Source organism: Streptomyces canarius (assembly GCF_014650735.1).
Classification (GTDB): domain Bacteria; phylum Actinomycetota; class Actinomycetes; order Streptomycetales; family Streptomycetaceae; genus Streptomyces; species Streptomyces olivaceoviridis.
Genome location: NZ_BMVN01000004.1, coordinates 34,364 through 49,495, shown reverse-complemented (window position 1 = coordinate 49,495; position 15,132 = coordinate 34,364). Strand labels below are relative to the sequence as shown.

The 15,132-nt window shown below is 74.8% G+C and carries 13 protein-coding genes and 1 pseudogene; 6 read left to right on the top strand and 8 right to left on the bottom strand.

All coding sequences use genetic code 11. From position 1 onward, the window contains the following. Window positions 1-12: 12 nt before the first annotated feature. The 4 genes and pseudogenes from IE294_RS07165 to amaP all read left to right on the top strand — a co-directional run bounded on the left by IE294_RS07165 (window position 13) and on the right by amaP (window position 2,316). Window positions 13-483 (top strand): Asp23/Gls24 family envelope stress response protein, encoded by a 471-nt coding sequence (locus IE294_RS07165; RefSeq protein WP_189883528.1) that lies wholly within the window; start codon window positions 13-15, stop codon window positions 481-483. 46 nt (window positions 484-529) lie between these two features. Beyond that, window positions 530-730, top strand: a complete 201-nt coding sequence (locus IE294_RS07160; protein ID WP_189883526.1) for a hypothetical protein — start codon at window positions 530-532, stop codon at window positions 728-730. A 398-nt stretch (window positions 731-1,128) separates the two neighbouring features. After that, window positions 1,129-1,732: pseudogene (locus tag IE294_RS07150) on the top strand (DUF6286 domain-containing protein). A 5-nt stretch (window positions 1,733-1,737) separates the two neighbouring features. After that, window positions 1,738-2,316 (top strand): alkaline shock response membrane anchor protein AmaP, encoded by a 579-nt coding sequence (gene amaP, locus IE294_RS07145; RefSeq protein ID WP_189883525.1) that lies wholly within the window; start codon window positions 1,738-1,740, stop codon window positions 2,314-2,316. A 12-nt stretch (window positions 2,317-2,328) separates the two neighbouring features. Here the strand turns inward: amaP and IE294_RS07140 are convergent, their stop codons facing one another. The 6 genes from IE294_RS07140 to IE294_RS07115 all read right to left on the bottom strand — a co-directional run bounded on the left by IE294_RS07140 (window position 2,329) and on the right by IE294_RS07115 (window position 9,895). After that, complete coding sequence (locus IE294_RS07140; protein ID WP_189815406.1) at window positions 2,329-3,084, bottom strand: SDR family oxidoreductase; 756 nt, start codon at window positions 3,082-3,084, stop codon at window positions 2,329-2,331. A 5-nt stretch (window positions 3,085-3,089) separates the two neighbouring features. Next, the gene (locus tag IE294_RS07135; protein ID WP_189883523.1) at window positions 3,090-4,874 is read right to left on the bottom strand and encodes a glycoside hydrolase family 15 protein; all 1,785 of its coding nucleotides are present in this window, start codon (window positions 4,872-4,874) and stop codon (window positions 3,090-3,092) included. 125 nt (window positions 4,875-4,999) lie between these two features. Next, window positions 5,000-5,830 carry an SURF1 family cytochrome oxidase biogenesis protein gene (locus IE294_RS07130; protein ID WP_189883521.1) on the bottom strand — a complete coding sequence of 277 codons (831 nt, stop codon included), beginning with the start codon at window positions 5,828-5,830 and terminating at the stop codon, window positions 5,000-5,002. 16 nt (window positions 5,831-5,846) lie between these two features. After that, window positions 5,847-6,080 (bottom strand): metallothionein, encoded by a 234-nt coding sequence (locus IE294_RS07125; protein ID WP_078611718.1) that lies wholly within the window; start codon window positions 6,078-6,080, stop codon window positions 5,847-5,849. A 98-nt stretch (window positions 6,081-6,178) separates the two neighbouring features. Beyond that, complete coding sequence (locus tag IE294_RS07120) at window positions 6,179-7,162, bottom strand: DEDDh family exonuclease (protein WP_189883519.1); 984 nt, start codon at window positions 7,160-7,162, stop codon at window positions 6,179-6,181. Between the two features lie 135 nt (window positions 7,163-7,297). Next, window positions 7,298-9,895 carry an MXAN_6230/SCO0854 family RING domain-containing protein gene (locus IE294_RS07115; protein WP_189883518.1) on the bottom strand — a complete coding sequence of 866 codons (2,598 nt, stop codon included), beginning with the start codon at window positions 9,893-9,895 and terminating at the stop codon, window positions 7,298-7,300. Window positions 9,896-10,153: 258 nt separating this feature from the next. Here IE294_RS07115 and IE294_RS07110 point away from each other — a divergent pair, with 258 nt between their 5' ends. Together IE294_RS07110 and IE294_RS07105 are read left to right on the top strand one after the other, a co-directional pair. After that, window positions 10,154-10,864 (top strand): VIT1/CCC1 transporter family protein, encoded by a 711-nt coding sequence (locus tag IE294_RS07110; protein ID WP_189883516.1) that lies wholly within the window; start codon window positions 10,154-10,156, stop codon window positions 10,862-10,864. Window positions 10,865-11,028: 164 nt separating this feature from the next. Further along, window positions 11,029-12,075: a zinc-dependent alcohol dehydrogenase family protein gene (locus IE294_RS07105; RefSeq protein ID WP_189883513.1), complete on the top strand. Its 1,047-nt coding sequence runs from the start codon at window positions 11,029-11,031 to the stop codon at window positions 12,073-12,075. Between the two features lie 78 nt (window positions 12,076-12,153). Here the strand turns inward: IE294_RS07105 and IE294_RS07100 are convergent, their stop codons facing one another. Beyond that, the gene (locus IE294_RS07100; protein WP_189883512.1) at window positions 12,154-13,530 is read right to left on the bottom strand and encodes a CoA transferase; all 1,377 of its coding nucleotides are present in this window, start codon (window positions 13,528-13,530) and stop codon (window positions 12,154-12,156) included. A 67-nt stretch (window positions 13,531-13,597) separates the two neighbouring features. Beyond that, complete coding sequence (locus IE294_RS07095; RefSeq protein ID WP_189883510.1) at window positions 13,598-15,115, bottom strand: S8 family peptidase; 1,518 nt, start codon at window positions 15,113-15,115, stop codon at window positions 13,598-13,600. Window positions 15,116-15,132: the final 17 nt, after the last annotated feature.

Below are 15,132 nucleotides of genomic sequence, written 5' to 3'. Positions count from 1 at the left end.
GGACGTACGGCGATGACCGACACGACGATCACCCCTGAAGGCGCCCACGAACCGCAGGTGCCGGCCCGCAAGGCCACCCGGCGCGGCGGCGGCGACCCGGCGGCCCGGGGCCGCACCACCATCGCCGACGGCGTCGTGGAGAAGATCGCAGGGCTCGCCGCCCGGGACGTGGTCGGCGTCCACGCCATGGGCAGCGGCCTCGCCCGCACCTTCGGCGCCGTACGGGACCGGGTGCCCGGCGGCGGCAAGTCGGTGACCCGGGGCGTCAAGGCCGAGGTCGGCGAGGTGCAGACCGCGCTCGACCTGGAGATCGTCGTGGACTACGGCGTCGCGATCGTCGATGTCGTCCGCGCCGTGCGGGAGAACGTGATCGCCGCCGTGGAACGCATGACCGGCCTGGAAGTGGTCGAGGTCAACATCGCGGTCAGCGACGTCAAGCTGCCCGAGGAGGAGGAAGAGGCGACGGAGCTCCGGATCCAGTGACACCCGGCACCCGAGACCGCACGCCCGACGAGCTGAGGAGCACCGCATGAGCATGGCCGTGGTCGGCATGATCGTCGGAATGGCGCTGGGGTTCGCCGGCTACTTCGGCGGTTTCGGTGCCTTCCTCCTGGTCGCGGCGCTGGGCGCCGTCGGCTTCCTCGCCGGCCGGTTCGCCGACGGCGACCTGGAACTCGGCGACGTCTTCCGCACCCGCGACGAGCGGCGGGACCGGCGGCGACCCCGGTGAGCGCCGGGACCGGCACACCCGACACCGGCACACCGTCCCCCGCGCCGCCCCTCGTGCCGCCGGCCGAGCGCGGTGCCACCCGGATCGCCGACCGGGTGGTGGCCAAGATCGCCGCGCAGGCCGCCCGCGAGGCCCTCGCGCCGCTGCCCGGTCCCGCCGCCGCGCCGCACGCCACGGTCGTCGTGGCCCAGCAGACGGCCCGGGTCCGCGTCCGCGTCGAACTCGGCTATCCCGGCGACATCGGCGCCCGCTGCGCCGCCGTACGCCGCCATGTCACCGCGCGCGTGGGCGCGTTGACGGACATGCGGGTGCCGGAGGTCGCCGTCGAGGTGGAACGACTGCACCCGACGACGGGTCAGGGACCGGCCGAAGAGTACGACGCGTCAGGGGACGGACCGATGAGCGAGACGCGGGGCACCCCGGCCGTCGCCGAGCCGCCCGGTGCCGCCCCGCCCGCCGGGAAGGGCAGCGGCCGGTTCTGGTCGCCGCGCCGCGTCCCCGCCGCCCTCGTCGCCGCCCTGCTGACGGCCGGTGCCGGACTCCTGCTGTACGACGTCGCCGCCGTGCGCGCCCACCGCCCCGCGATGCGCTGGCGCCGTGCCCTCGCCCGGCAGCTCGCCGAACGGCCCCTGGACGACCTCTGGGTACGGGTCGGCGCGGGCGTGGCCGCCGCGCTCGGCCTGTGGCTGATCGTTCTCGCGGTCATCCCCGGCCTGCGCGACCTGCTGCCGATGCGGCGCCCGCACCCCGACGTCCGGGCCGCGATCCGGCGCGGAGCGGCGGCGCCTGCGCGACCGGGTCGTGGAGGTGTCCGGCGTACGCGCGGCACGGGTGCGGATGGGCCGCCGGAAGGCCGACGTCCGGGTGGCCTCGCACTTCCGGGACCCGGACGACGTACGAGCCGACCTGGACACCGCGCTCGCCGAGGCGGTCCGGGACCTCGGACTGGCGCACCCGCCCAGGGCGGCCGTGCGTGTGGCCCGGCCCGGACGGAAGGAGTGAGCGCGATGCGCGGCGGTCTCCACCGCGTCCTGCTGGCCCTCACCGGTCTGCTGCTGCTCGCCCTCGGCGGCGTGGTCCTGGCCGTCGGACTGGGCGTGCGGCTTCCCTCCTGGTGGCCGCACACCGGTCCGCACGACGTCCTGCTCAGCAGGGCCGAACGCACCCACTGGCGGAACGCCCCCTGGTGGTGGCCGGCGGTCATCGCCGCCCTGACCCTCCTCGTCCTGCTCGCCCTGGCCTGGCTGACGGCGGCGCTGCGCCGCCGCCGGCTGACCGAGCTGCTGATCGACACCGGCGACGGCGGGGCCGCGCACCTGCGGGGCGCGGCCCTCCAGGACGCCCTGGCGGCCGAAGCGGCGGCCCAGCCGGGCGTGGCCCGGGCGCGCGTCCTCCTGCGGGGCCGCCGTACGGCTCCGGTGGTGCGGGCCTGGCTCCGGCTGGAAGCGGACGCGGCCCCGGCCGGAGCCCTGACCACGTTCACCACCGAAGCGCTGGCCCACGCGCGCGAGTCGGCGGGCCTGGCGTCGCTTCCGGCGGAGGTCCGGCTGGGCGAGGTCAGACACCGCGCGGAGAGGGTGACGTGACGGCCGCGGTTCCTAGAACCCGTGCCGCGTCCCGCCGTCCACCGGCACCATGACCCCCGTCACGTAGGAGGCCGCCGGGGACAGCAGGAACGCCGCCGTCCGTCCGAACTCCTCGGGCGTCCCGTACCTGCGCAACGGAATGCGGGACTCGTTCGCGGCCCGGGTGGCCTCCGGGTCGGCGGACAGGCCGTCCAGCTCCCGCATGCGGTCGGTGGCGATGCGTCCCGGCAGCAGGCCGACCACGCGGATGCCGCGCGGCCCCAGCTCGTCGGCGATCGACTTGGCGAAGCCGGCGAGTCCGGGCCGCAGCCCGTTGGACACGGTCAGCCCCGGGATCGGCTCGTACACCGAGCCCGACAGCACGAACCCGATGACCCCGCCCTCCTCCAGCTCGGCCGCCGCCGCGCGGGCGACCCGTACCGCGCCGAGGAACACCGACTCGAACGCGGCCCGCCACTGCTCGTCGGTGTTGTCGGCGACGAACCCCGGCGGCGGCCCGCCCACGCTCACCAGCACGCCGTGGAAGCCGCCGAAGTTCTCCCGGGCGGCGGCGATCAGCCGCTCGGGAGCCTCCGCGTCGGCGTTGTCCACGGCCACGCCCACCGCGTTCGGGCCCAGTTCGGTGGCCGCTTCGGCGACCCGCTGCTCGTCCCGGCCGGTGACGACCACCTTCGCCCCGTCGGCGACGAGTTCGCGCGCGGTGGCGTTGCCCAGCCCGCGCGTCGCTCCGGTGACGACGTACACCCGGTCCTTCAGTCCAAGATCCATGGTCCCTATCCTGCCCGGTCGTCCCCGTAGAGGATCAGCGCGGTGTTCACCAGGCCGACGTGGCTGAACGCCTGCGGGAAGTTGCCCAGCTGGCAGCCGTCCACGGGGTCGTACTCCTCGGCCAGCAGGCCCACGTCGTTGCACAGGCCCACCAGCCGGTCGAACAGCTCCCGGGCGTCCTTCGTCCGGCCGGTCAGGTGCAGCGCGTCCGCCAGCCAGAACGAGCAGGCCAGGAAGGCGCCCTCGCCGCTCGGCAGGCCGTCGATCACCGAGTCCTCGGTGTCGTACCGGCGCAGGAAGCCGTCGTGGCCGAGGTCGGCGCGGATCGCGTCGACCGTGCCGACCACCCGCGGGTCGTCCGGCGGCAGGAACCCGACGCGCGGGATGAGCAGCAGGGAGGCGTCGAGCTCCCGGGAGCCGTAGTACTGGGTGAACGTGTTGCGCTCCCGGTCGAAGCCCTTCTCGCAGACCTCGCGGTGCACCTCGTCGCGCAGCCGGCGCCAGCCCTCCAGGTCGCCCTGCAACGTCCGGTGCCGCTCCAGGGTCTTCACCGCCCGGTCGGCGGCCACCCACACCATCACCTTGGAGTGCACGAACTGGCGCCGGCCGCCGCGCACCTCCCACAGGCCCTCGTCCGGCTGCCGCCACGCCGACTCCAGGAACGTCATCAGCGAACGTTGCATGGCCCACATGTGCGGCTTCGTGGGCAGGCCCGAGGAGCGGGCCAGCGACAGCGAGTCCATCACCTCGCCGTACACGTCCAGCTGGAGCTGGTCGACGGCGCCGTTGCCGACGCGTACGGGGGAGGAGCCGGCGAAGCCGGGCAGCCAGGGCAGCTCGATCTCCCGCAGCCGCCGCTCGCCCGCGACGCCGTACATGATCTGAAGGTCGGCCGGGTTGCCGGCGACCGCGCGCAGCAGCCAGTCGCGCCAGGCCCCGGCCTCGTCCTGGAAGCCGGCCGAGAGCAGCGCGCCGAGCGTGAGGGTGGAGTCGCGCAGCCAGCAGTACCGGTAGTCCCAGTTGCGCACGCCGCCCGGCTGTTCGGGTAGTGAGGTGGTCGCCGCCGCGACGATCCCGCCGGTCGGGGCGTAGGTGAGCGCCTTGAGGGTGATGAGCGAGCGGACGACCGCGTCCCGGTACGGACCGTCGTACCGGCACCGGCGGGCCCAGCGCCGCCAGTCGGTGACACTGCTCTCCAGCGCCTCGTACGGGTCGGTGAGCGGCGGGCGTTTCTCGTGCGAGGGGTGCCAGGTCAGTACGAACGCGACCCGCTCGCCCTCCGCGACGGTGAACTCCGCGTGGGTGCCGTAGTCCTCGCCCCAGGTGTGCACGGCCGGCTCGGCGCGCAGCCAGACGGAGTCCGGCCCGGCGACGGCCACCCGGTGGCCGTCCGAGCGGCGCACCCACGGCATGACCGAGCCGTAGTCGAAGCGCAGGCGCAGTGTGCTGCGGACGGTGACCCGGCCGCTGACGCCCTCCACGATCCGTACGACATCGGGGGCGCGGTCGCGCTGCGGCATCAGGTCGGTGACGCGCACCACCCCGTCGGCGGTCTCCCACTCGGTGTCGAGCACCAGGGTGTCGGTCCGGTAGGCGCGGCGCGTGCAGACGTCCGCCCCCTTCGGCGCGATCCGCCAGTAGCCGTGGTCCTCGTCGCCCAGCAGCCGGGCGAAGCAGGAACCGGAGTCGAAGCGCGGCAGGCACAGCCAGTCGATCGAGCCGTCCCTGCCGACCAGGGCCGCGGTCTGCTCGTCGCCGATGAGGGCGTAGTCCTCGATGCGCGCGTTCACGGGATGCGGCTTCCCTGGGGACCAGGGGGCCAATCAGGTGGTGCGCCGGGGGAGTGACGTGTCCGCGCCGAAGCCGGTGGGCAGCGGGGGACACCGCGCCCGGCCGGACGGGAGGCGCCGCCCGCTCACACCGTGGCCGGTTCGCTCTCCTTCGGCTGCTGCTGGGCCGCGGCCTCCTCCCGGTCGCGGAGCTCCCGCCGGACCAGGAACCACCAGCCGACCGGCACGCCTGCCGCGAACAGCCACCACTGGATCATGTACGCGTAGTTCAGCGGGGCGTCCTCGCTGCCCGGGTCGGAGATCTGCTCCGGGGAGCCGCCCTTGGGCTCGGGCGCCGTCTGCTGGACGTAGCCGCCGAGCACCCGCGCGCCGAGCCGCCGGGCCTCCTCCGCGCTGTTGATCAGCATGATCTGCCGGTCGGGGAGGCCTTCGACGTTCTTGATGCCGCTCGCCGAGGTCGTCTCGTCGGCCATCAGCCGCCCGCTGACGGTGGTCCGGCCGGCCGGCGGGGCGGGGATCTTCGGGAAGGCGGTCTGCGCGCCGTTCGCCGGGATCCAGCCGCGGTTGACGAGCAGCACCTTGCCGTCGTCGAGGACGAACGGGGTGAGGACGTGGAAGCCGACCTCGCCGTCGGAGTTCGTCCGGCGCCGGACCACGACCTCCTTCGAGGTCTCGAAGGTGCCGGTCGCGGTGACCGTGCGGTACTTGTCGGCGCGGGTCACGGTGTGCCCGGGGGAGGTCAGCCGCTCGACCGGGACCGGCTCGGCGTGCAGCGCCGCGGAGACCAGGTTGTTGCGTGCGGTGCGCTGCTCGTAGCGGTGCTGCTGCCAGAAGCCCAGCTTTATCATCGTCGGGATCAGCGCGATCGCGACGAGGGTGAGGATCACCCACTGGCGGGACAACAGGAAGCGGTAGCGGTGCACCCCACGACGGTACCTCCGGGCCGTGGGGCGCATTCGGGCGGGTACCGGGTCAGACCCGGTCGACGATTCCGGCCCTCCCCTCCTGGCGGGCGCAGTGCGCGCCGCAGTACCAGTGGCCTTCCACCTCCACGCCCTGGCCGATGATCTGCACCCGGCAGTGCTCGCAGATCGGGGCCATGCGGTGGATCGCGCAGGAGAAGCAGTCGAAGACGTGCACCGCGCCCTGCGCGTGCACCTCGAAGGTCATTCCGTAGTCGTTGCCGCACACTTCGCATGTCGCCATGCGCCACAGGGTGAGCCGTCGCCGATCCCCCGGCGAGCGGGCGCCGGGTGAGTCGTGGGGAATCACCCGATCGTACGACGGCTCGACACGCGGCGCGTTCACTCGTCGGCGGGCTCGACATCCCCCAGCAGCTGCCCGAACGCGGCCTCGTCCACGATCGGCGTGCCGTACTGGCGGGCCTTCACCGTCTTCGACGTGCCCGAGTCGGGGTCGTTGGTCACCAGCAGGCTGGTCAGCCGGGAGATGCTGGTGGCGACGTGCAGTCCGGCCTCCACGGCCCGGTCCTCCAGTAGCTCGCGCTCGGTCGAGGTGTCGCCGGAGAAGGCCACCCGCATGCCCTGTTTGAGGCGTTTGCCGTCTTCGTAGCGCCCTGGGTTGGGATAGGGGCATGCGGACCTTTTGCGGGACGGGCGCCAACCGCCGGTCCGATAGCCGCCGTAGCCACCCGACGCCTGCCGGGGCACGGGCCGGTCCGACCACTCCGTCAGCGGCCGGCACTCCAGCAGCGGCAGCCGTACGCCGCCCGCCGCCGCGGCCCGCAGGCTGGGCCGGAACGCCTCCGCCAGCACGCGCGCGTCGTCCAGCGCGTGGTGCGCCCGCTGCTGCACGACCCCGAAGTGCGCCGCCAGTGACTCCAGCTTGTGGTTGGGCAGCGGCAGTGCCAGCTCCTTCGACAGCGCGATGGTGCACAGCCGCTGCCGCACCGGCGCCTCGCGCCGCACGCGCGCGTACTCCCGCGCGATCATCTGCCAGTCGAAGACGGCGTTGTGCGCGACGAGCACCCGGCCCTCCAGCCGGGCGGCGAACTCCTCCGCGATGTCCGCGAACAGGGGCGCGCCGGCCAGCGTCTCGCTCGTCAGACCGTGTATCCACACCGGGCCCGGGTCCCGCTCCGGGTTGACCAGCGTGTACCAGTGGTCCTCCACCTCACCGCGCGCGTCCAGCCGGTAGACGGCCGCGGAGATGATCCGGTCGTCCCGGGCCAGGCCGGTGGTCTCCACGTCAACGACCGCGTATCCCTGCGGATACGTGGCCGGCCACTGGGTGGGGGAGGACACTGCGGTCGCACGGTCTTCGAGCATGGTCACTGAGGATACGGGCCACGACTGACAGCGCGGTCCCTCAGGTCCCGTTCGCACCCAACCCGGGCTCGCCCTCCCGCTCGGCCACCGCACACCCATGCCCATGGGACGGCGAGTTCGGCGCTGCTGCGAAACTCACCCCAGCGCCGCCACCAGGTCCCCCGCCGTCAGCGGCGCGAGCCCGCAGCCGTCGGCGGGGCCGGGCAGCAGCCGGTACACCTCCCCGGTCGCGCCCTCCGGTGCCACCCCGCCGTGCACCAGCGCCAGCAACACGCGCTTCTTCGCCGCCGCTTCACCCGCACGGGCGTCGGCGTCCGCCGCGTCCCCCGCGGGCTCACGCCGCTCCGGCGCCTCAAGGGCCCGGATCCGGGCGGCGAACGCGCTGTCCGTCTCCCCGTCCCGGCGCCGGTAGTGCCACAGCTCGTCGGCGGCGGGCGCGCGCCGGACGACCAACACCTCGTCGCCGCGCGCCGCCGCGTGCCACACCGCGAGGTCCCACAGCGTCGTACGGCCGTGCGCGAAGTACCGGAACAGGTCCCGGGCGACCCGGCCCAGGTCCCCCCGGTGCCGGGCCACGTCGTGATACCCCTCGGCCGACGGCAGGTGCAGGTCCGTCCACAGGAACGTGCGCCGGCGCAGGTCGACCAGCATCGGCACGTGGATGCGCGAGTCGCCCTCCAGGTCGTAGCGCTGCCGTACCGCGCGCGGGTGGTACCCGGCGCCGCGCGCCCCCTCCGCCGCCGACGGCAGTGCCATGAAACCGGCGAAGGCGTCGAGCAGTTCCTCGAACGGGATGCCGTTGAAGCTGAAGACGACCGGCACCGCGTACCGCACGCCCCGCCCGCCGAGCGCGCCGAGGTCCAGGTCGACGTACTCGGTGGCGCCGTCCGGAGCCGGAGCCGACGTCAGGTCGCCGGAGTGGACGGCCCACCGGTCGCCGTACACGAGGTTCGTGTAGTCGCACAGACCGGCGAACTCCCAGTCCTCGTCGTACAGCGCCACCGACAGGTCCAGGTCCACCCGGGTCCTCTCGGGTTCCGTCCAGTGCAGGAACAGGCGCAGCACCTCACCGGCGGGCAGGGGCTGGGTGCTGCCGCGCGGCACCGACACCAGGGCCTTGGCGGCGGCACGCTCGGCGGAGGGCACCGCGAGCCCCGCGAGCGCCGAGTCCAGCACCGCCAGGTCGAACCGGGACCCGCCGGCCAGGCGGCGCAGCGCCTCCGCCTCCAGCAGCGCGCACACGCGCGTGGTGACCGCCTCGGCGAGCGGCGGGCGCGTGTCGTCGGCCGTGTACGCGTGCGTGACCTGCCCGCGCGGGAGGAACACCCGCCGCTCGCCGGGGAGATGACGGACGCGCAGCCGGCCCAGCGCGGCCAGCAGCGGGCCGGGACCCGCCCCGGGCAGCGCCCGCCGCAGCACCTCCGCGAACTCCTCGGGCAGTACGTCGAGTTCGCGCAGCCGCAGCAGGTGGTCCAGCCGGCGCAGCAGTTCGCCCGGCCGCTGTGCCAGGAGGACGAGCGCGGCGCCGGTGTCCCGCCCGGCCAGCGCCTGTTCCGCACGCGCGCGCCAGGTGGCCGCCCGGATCCGGCCGTCCGCGACCCGGACGGCCTCCGGGTGGGCGGCGGCCGTGCGCAGCAGGGCCTCGCCCAGGGCGCTGCCGTCCGCGACCGGCGTGCCGCGCAGCACGGCGAAGGCGAGGGCGGCCCCGGGACGGCGGGCGTGGTGCTCGAAGGGGTGCAGGGTCTCGGCGGCCCGCTTCCACGCGGCCGGGTGCCGCAGGACGTCCTCCACCAGCGAGGGCACGGCGAAGGAGTCGAGCAGGCCGAGCAGCCGGCGGCGCAGCGCGCGGGGCAGCGAGCGCAGCCGGGGCGGCGCCATGAGGTCCGCCGCGCCGCCGGACCACACGCACAGCAGCCGCAGCACGTCCGTGGCGGTCGTCAGGTGCGTGCCGAGCAGATCGGTGGCCGCCACGCGCGTGTGCCGGTCGCGCAGCAGGGTGCCGAGCACGAGCGCCTTCGTCTCCCGGACCGGGATGTGCGCCGGGAACCAGCCGAGGTCCGCCGGCGCGTGCGCCAGCAGCACCGTGAGGTCGGCGCGGTCCTGCGCGGGCAGGGGGGTGCGCCGGGCCAGCAGCGTGCGCAGCGCGCGGACCGTGTCCCCGCGGACGTCCGTGCCGAGTGCGAGCAGCTTCAGCGGGCCGGGCGGCACCTCCCGGGGGCGGCGCGGCTCGCCCGGCACCAGGAACGGGTCGGCTGGGTCGATCCGGCGGCGGCACAGCGGGCAGCCGGTGTAGTCGGCGCCGTCCCAGCACGCGCGGCACACCAGGTGCGCGCACGGCGCCACCGGGTGCACACCGCCCACCGTGCCGCACAGCACGCACGGTTGGGCGGGCCACTGGAGCAGCAGGGCGAAGACCCGGTCGACGTAGAGTCCGAACGTGTCGTCGGGCACGGAGACGGGGAAGGAGCGGAACAGCGGCATATGGGTGCGGTCCGCGCCCAGTTCGGCGTCGAGGTGCCGGATCAGCCGCCGGCCGGCGTCCGCGAGCCCGGCGGGGCCGAGCCAGGCGAGGGCCGCGCGCAGCTGTGCCGTCGGCGCGAAGCCCCGGTCGAGCAGCTCGCCCTCCAGGGCGATGAGCCCCTCCGTCGTCGACGGGTCGCCCGGGCGTGGTCCGGCCTGGTCGACGTAGACGGTACGGAGACGGCGGAGCAGCACGGACGCCAGTTCGGACAAGCGGAATCCCCCGGTGCGGAGAAGAAGGTGGGGCGGGGGCGGAGAGTGGGCGCGCTGTGGATTCCAGAGGTGGGAAGAGAAGGAAGCACGCCGGCGGAGCCGCCCCCGCGATCAGGAACAGTAGGCGTACGGCAGTTCGGGCGCCAGCGGATTTCCGTGCGGCACCGGTGGGTCCCGGCGCCCGGCGCGAGCGGCCCGCTGCCCGCGCGCGGGGGGTCGGCGCGGCGGGCGTGCCCCCGGGATGCGATCCTCCCTGCTGTGACGGAACCCACCCATGACGAGCCCCACGGCGGCGCGCTCGGCGCCCGGCTGAACTGGCTCCGGGCGGCCGTGCTCGGCGCGAACGACGGCATCGTGTCCACCGCGGGACTGGTCGTCGGCGTGGCCGGCGCCACCGGGAGCCGCAGCGCCCTGCTCACCGCCGGACTGGCCGGTCTGCTCGCCGGCTCGATGTCCATGGCGGCCGGCGAGTACGTCTCCGTCTCCACCCAGCGCGACTCCGAGATGGCCGCGCTGGCCGTGGAGAAACGGGAACTGCGCGAGCAGCCGGAGGCCGAACTGCGGGAGCTGACCGAGCTGCTGGAACAGCGCGGCCTGTCCCGCGAGGTGGCCCGCGAGGCCGCCGAACAGCTCACCGCGCGGGACGCGCTGAGGGCGCACGCGCGCGTGGAGCTGGGCATCGACCCGGACGAGCTGACCAACCCCTGGCACGCGGCCTGGGCGAGCTTCCTGGCGTTCACCGTGGGCGCGCTGCTGCCCCTGCTGGCCATCGTCCTGCCCCCGGCCGACTGGCGGCTCGCCGTCACCGTCCTCTCGGTCCTGGCCGCCCTGACCCTCACCGGCTGGAGCAGCGCCCGCCTCGGCGCGGCGGCCCCGAAACGCGCGGTCCTGCGCAACGTGGTGGGCGGCGCCCTGGCGATGGCGGTGACGTACGCGGCGGGGAGCCTGCTGGGGGCGGCGGGGGTGTGACCGGGCGGGGCACCCCTGGCCGCGCGGACGGCGGCGGCCCCGGCGTACGGTGAAGTGGGCCCGGCACCCCGGGCCTCCGACGACCGTACGACCCTGTGCGACGCCGCACCACCCTGCGCGAGTCCGCACGCCCGGAACGACCCCGCACGAGAAGGATCCCCGCCATGCGCGCCACCACCATCCACGCCCCGTTCGAGCTGCGCGTGGAGGAGGTGCCCGAGCCCGTGGTGCAGTTGCCCACCGACGCCGTGGTGCGGGTGCTGCGGGCCTGCATCTGCGGCAGCGACCTGTGGGCCTACCGGGGCGAGGCGGCCCGGCAGCCGGGGCAGCGCATCGGGCACGAGTTCCTCGGCGTCGTGGAGGAGACCGGCTCCGAGGTGAGCACCGTGCGGCGCGGTGACCTGGTGGTCGCGCCCTTCATGTGGTCCGACGGCGTCTGCGACTACTGCCGCGAGGGCCTGACGACGTCCTGCGAGCACGGCGGCGTCTGGGGTGCCGTCGGCTACGACGGCGGCCAGGGCGAGGCCCTCCGCGTGCCGTTCGCCGACGGCACCCTCGTCCAGGTCCCCAAGGACGCGGCCTCCGACGACCACCTGCTGTCGGCTCTGCTGACCCTCTCCGACGTCCTCGGCACCGGCCACCACGCCGCCCTCGGCGCGGGTGCCCGGCCCGGCGCCACGGTCGCCGTCATCGGTGACGGCGCGGTCGGCCTGTGCGCCGTCCTGGCCGCCAAGCGGCTCGGCGCCGAGCGGATCATCGCGCTCGGCCGGCACGAGGTGCGCACCGACATCGCGCGCCGGTTCGGCGCCACCGACGTCGTCGCCGAGCGCGGGGACGCGGCCGTCGAGGCCGTCCGTGAGCTCACGCGCGGGCAGGGTGCCCACGCGGTCGTGGAGGCGGTCGGCACCGAGCAGTCCATGCGGACGGCCGTCAACATCGCCCGCGACGGCGGCGCCATCGGCTTCGTCGGCGTGCCCCACGGCAGCGGCACCGGCCTGGACCTCGGCGTGATGTTCGACCGGAACATCGCCCTGCGCGGCGGTGTCGCGCCGGTCCGCGCCTACATCCCCGACCTGCTGCCGGACGTGCTCGACGGCACGATCGACCCCTCGCCGGTGTTCGACATGACCGTCGGCATCGAGGACGTACCCGCCGGCTACAAGGCCATGGACGAACGCACCGCGCTCAAGGTGCTGGTGACCAACGGCTGAACCAGCGCTGGATCGAGGCTGGACCGATTCCGTCACCATCCGTCAACGGTCGACGCCGTCCACAGCCGGATCAACCCGTCACCGCCACTCCGCCGGGTCCGACCCCCACGGCACCGGAGGCCGCGCCCAGTCGGCGGGGCCGCCGGTGAAGGACACGGCCGGGCGGGCGTGCCGGAGGCGGCCCAGGGGGCTGTCCGTCTCGGCCAGCCAGGCGTCGGGGCCGGCGTACGGCGCCCCCTCGGCCGCCGTGGACAGGGTGCCGTCGGTCAGCCAGTGGGCGGTCCGGGCCAGCGCCAGCCGGACCAGCCGGCTCCCGCCGTCGTACGACTGCTCGGTCAGTGCCCGCAGCACGGCCGCCGCCAGCAGATAGCCGGTGCCGTGGTCCAGCGCCTGCGCGGGCAGCGCGCCGGGCCGCTCCGCCGAGCCCTCGGTTGCCGCGATGCCGGTCGCGACCTGCACCAGGCTGTCGAAGCCGCGCCGTCCGCCCCACGGCCCGTACCCGCCCCACGCCGACACCTGGGCCACGACCAGGCCGGGGCGCCGCTCGGCCAGCGCGCGCGGTGCGAGTCCGAACCGGTCGAGCGTGCCCGGCCGGTACCCGGTCACCACGACGTCGGCGGTGCGCAGCAGTTCCTCGAAGGTCTCCCGGCCGGCGGCCAGGTCGAGCGTGGCGGACCGCTTGCCGAAACCCGTGTCGGCGTGCTGGTCCGGCAGTTCCGGCAGCCGGGGGGCGTCCACGCGCAGCACGTCCGCGCCGAGCAGGGCCAGGGTGCGGGTGGCGACCGGGCCCGCCAGCACCCGGGTCAGGTCCAGGACGCGCAGCCCGGCGGCGGGCAGCAGGACGGCGGCGGCCGGGTCCAGGGGCGGCAGCACGCGCGCGGGTGCCGGATCCAGTCGGGCGCGCTCGACCAGCGGCCGTGCGGCCACCTCGGCGGCCTGCGGGTGCGCCCGCCACTCCTGCGGGGTGCGCAGGGCCACGGCGAGGCCACCGGCGTCGTAGACGGTGTCCTCGGTCTCCCGGGCGGAACGCTCGGCGAGCCGGCCGGCGACCTCCTCGGCCGAGGCGTCCGCCGGCAGGTCGAGCGCGCCGAGCAGCCGGGCCCGGTGGTGCGGGTAGTTGGCGTGCGTGCGCACCCAGCCGTCGGCCGTGCGCCAGAACCGCGACAGCGGTGCGAAGACCGTCGGCGCACGGCCGTCCACCTGGAGGACCCGCTCGCTGTGGAAGGCGGTGGCGACGGCGCCGTCGTCGACCCGGACACCGGGCACCTCGGCGAGACCGGCCCGGTGGGCCGCCAGTTCCGCGGCGGCCAGCGCGCACGCGCCGACGCATGCCCGGGCGAGCCGCCGTACGGGAAGGCGCGCCGGGAGCGCGCCTTCCCGCGCGACGGTGGTGAGCCGTGCGAGACGGGCGGGATCGCCGCCCAGAGCGGACCACGCGTACGCGATAGAAGTCATGACTGCACTATGCAGTATTGACTCAATCAATATGCGAGGGTGCCGACGCGTGGTCCTCCAGGACGGCCTACCGGGTCACCGCGGCCAGCGCGTCCGCCGTGCCCCGTCCGTAGAAGCCGTTGTGGTTCTTCGACCCCTCGCACACCGCGTCCACCTTGCCGTCACCGTTGATGTCGTACGGGTCCGTGCACGGCGTGGGGTTGGCCTCGGCGTACAGCAGCGCCTTCACCAGGGCCGCGGAGGCGTGCGGATGGGTTGACTTGATCAATGCGGCAACGCCGGCGACATGCGGGGTCGCCATGGACGTACCGGCCATGTAGCCCCACTTGCCGCCCGGCAGCGGACCCAGGATGAGGCCGCTGGTCGCCGGCGGCTCGGGCTTCTGGTAGGCCGTCGAGTCGCCGCCGGGCGCGGCGATGTCGATGACCCCGAGGCCGTAGTTGGAGAAGGACGACTTCAGGCCCTTGGCACCCGTCGCCGCCACCGTCACGACACCCGGCAGCTGGGTCGGTATGTCGTAGCACTCGTGCGGGTCGATCACCCGGTCCGAGGGCGTGCCGTCGTTCGGGGAGACCGGGTCGGTGATCGAGTCGGACGCGAGGTCGTAGCTCTCGTTGCCCGCCGCCGCGACGTTGACCGCGCCCTTGCGCTCCGCGTACCGCGAGGCCCGGGTGACGGCGTCCACGAGCGCCTTCTGGTCCGGGTCGGTGGTGCAGTTGAAGTACCACGGGTCGGTGTAATAGCTGTTGTTGGTCACGTCGACGTGGTGCTCGGCCGCCCACACGAAGCCGCAGACCACGGCCTCCGTGTAGAAGTAGCCGTCCGGGTTGGCGACCTTGATGCCGGCGACCTTGACGCCCGGTGCCACACCGGTGACGCCCACGCCGTTCTTCGCGGCGGCGATCTCACCCGCCACATGCGTGCCGTGCGGGCTCTCCGACGCGCTCGGCCGCCAGGCGCCGTCCGTCGTGTCCGGCTTGCCCGACACACAGTTGGCGGACGCGGCGCGGTCGAAGTTCGGCGCGATGTCCGGGTGGGTGTCGTCGACGCCCGTGTCGATGACGGCGACCGTGACGTCCCGGCTGCCCAGCGTCTTCTCGTGCGCCTTGTCGGCCTTGATGGCGGGCAGGTCCCACTGGAGCGGTTCCAGCGGGTCCTGGCCGTCGGCCGCCGTCACCTGGGCGGCTTCCCCGGCGCTCAGCGTCCTGGGCGTGCCCATGTCGGTGGTGGACTGGGCGGGCAGCGGCGCGTTGCGCGTGGCTCCGGCCGAGTCGACTCCGCGCACGGAGCGGATCCGCTGGGCGAAGCCCGGGTTCGCCGAGTGGGCGACGATCACGCCGATCCGGTCGTACGCGACCACCACCGAGCCCCCGGCCTCGGCGATCGCCTGCTGGACGCGCGCCGACACGGCGTGTCCCGGGCGGACGTTGACGACATAGCTGAGCGTCGGCCCGTCGGCGGAGGCCGCCGGGGTGCCGGTGGCGGCAGAGGCGTTGACGCCGGGCAGGAACGCGAGGGCCGTGGCCAGGGCCATCCCGGCGGGGAGGGCGAGGGCGCGGCGGTAGCGCGACGTGGGCGCTGTCATGGGTGTTCTCTCCAGTT

What these genes read in the sequence shown, in the direction of transcription:
- IE294_RS07105 (WP_189883513.1), top strand. Translation starts at nt 11,029, where the DNA reads ATGCGCGCCACCACCATCCACGCCCCGTTCGAGCTGCGCGTGGAGGAG.
- IE294_RS07120 (WP_189883519.1), bottom strand. Translation starts at nt 7,162, where the DNA reads ATGCTCGAAGACCGTGCGACCGCAGTGTCCTCCCCCACCCAGTGGCCG.
- IE294_RS07125 (WP_078611718.1), bottom strand. Translation starts at nt 6,080, where the DNA reads ATGGCGACATGCGAAGTGTGCGGCAACGACTACGGAATGACCTTCGAG.
- IE294_RS07130 (WP_189883521.1), bottom strand. Translation starts at nt 5,830, where the DNA reads ATGCGCCCCACGGCCCGGAGGTACCGTCGTGGGGTGCACCGCTACCGC.
- IE294_RS07165 (WP_189883528.1), top strand. Translation starts at nt 13, where the DNA reads ATGACCGACACGACGATCACCCCTGAAGGCGCCCACGAACCGCAGGTG.
- IE294_RS07160 (WP_189883526.1), top strand. Translation starts at nt 530, where the DNA reads ATGAGCATGGCCGTGGTCGGCATGATCGTCGGAATGGCGCTGGGGTTC.
- amaP (WP_189883525.1), top strand. Translation starts at nt 1,738, where the DNA reads ATGCGCGGCGGTCTCCACCGCGTCCTGCTGGCCCTCACCGGTCTGCTG.
- IE294_RS07100 (WP_189883512.1), bottom strand. Translation starts at nt 13,530, where the DNA reads ATGACTTCTATCGCGTACGCGTGGTCCGCTCTGGGCGGCGATCCCGCC.
- IE294_RS07140 (WP_189815406.1), bottom strand. Translation starts at nt 3,084, where the DNA reads ATGGATCTTGGACTGAAGGACCGGGTGTACGTCGTCACCGGAGCGACG.
- IE294_RS07095 (WP_189883510.1), bottom strand. Translation starts at nt 15,115, where the DNA reads ATGACAGCGCCCACGTCGCGCTACCGCCGCGCCCTCGCCCTCCCCGCC.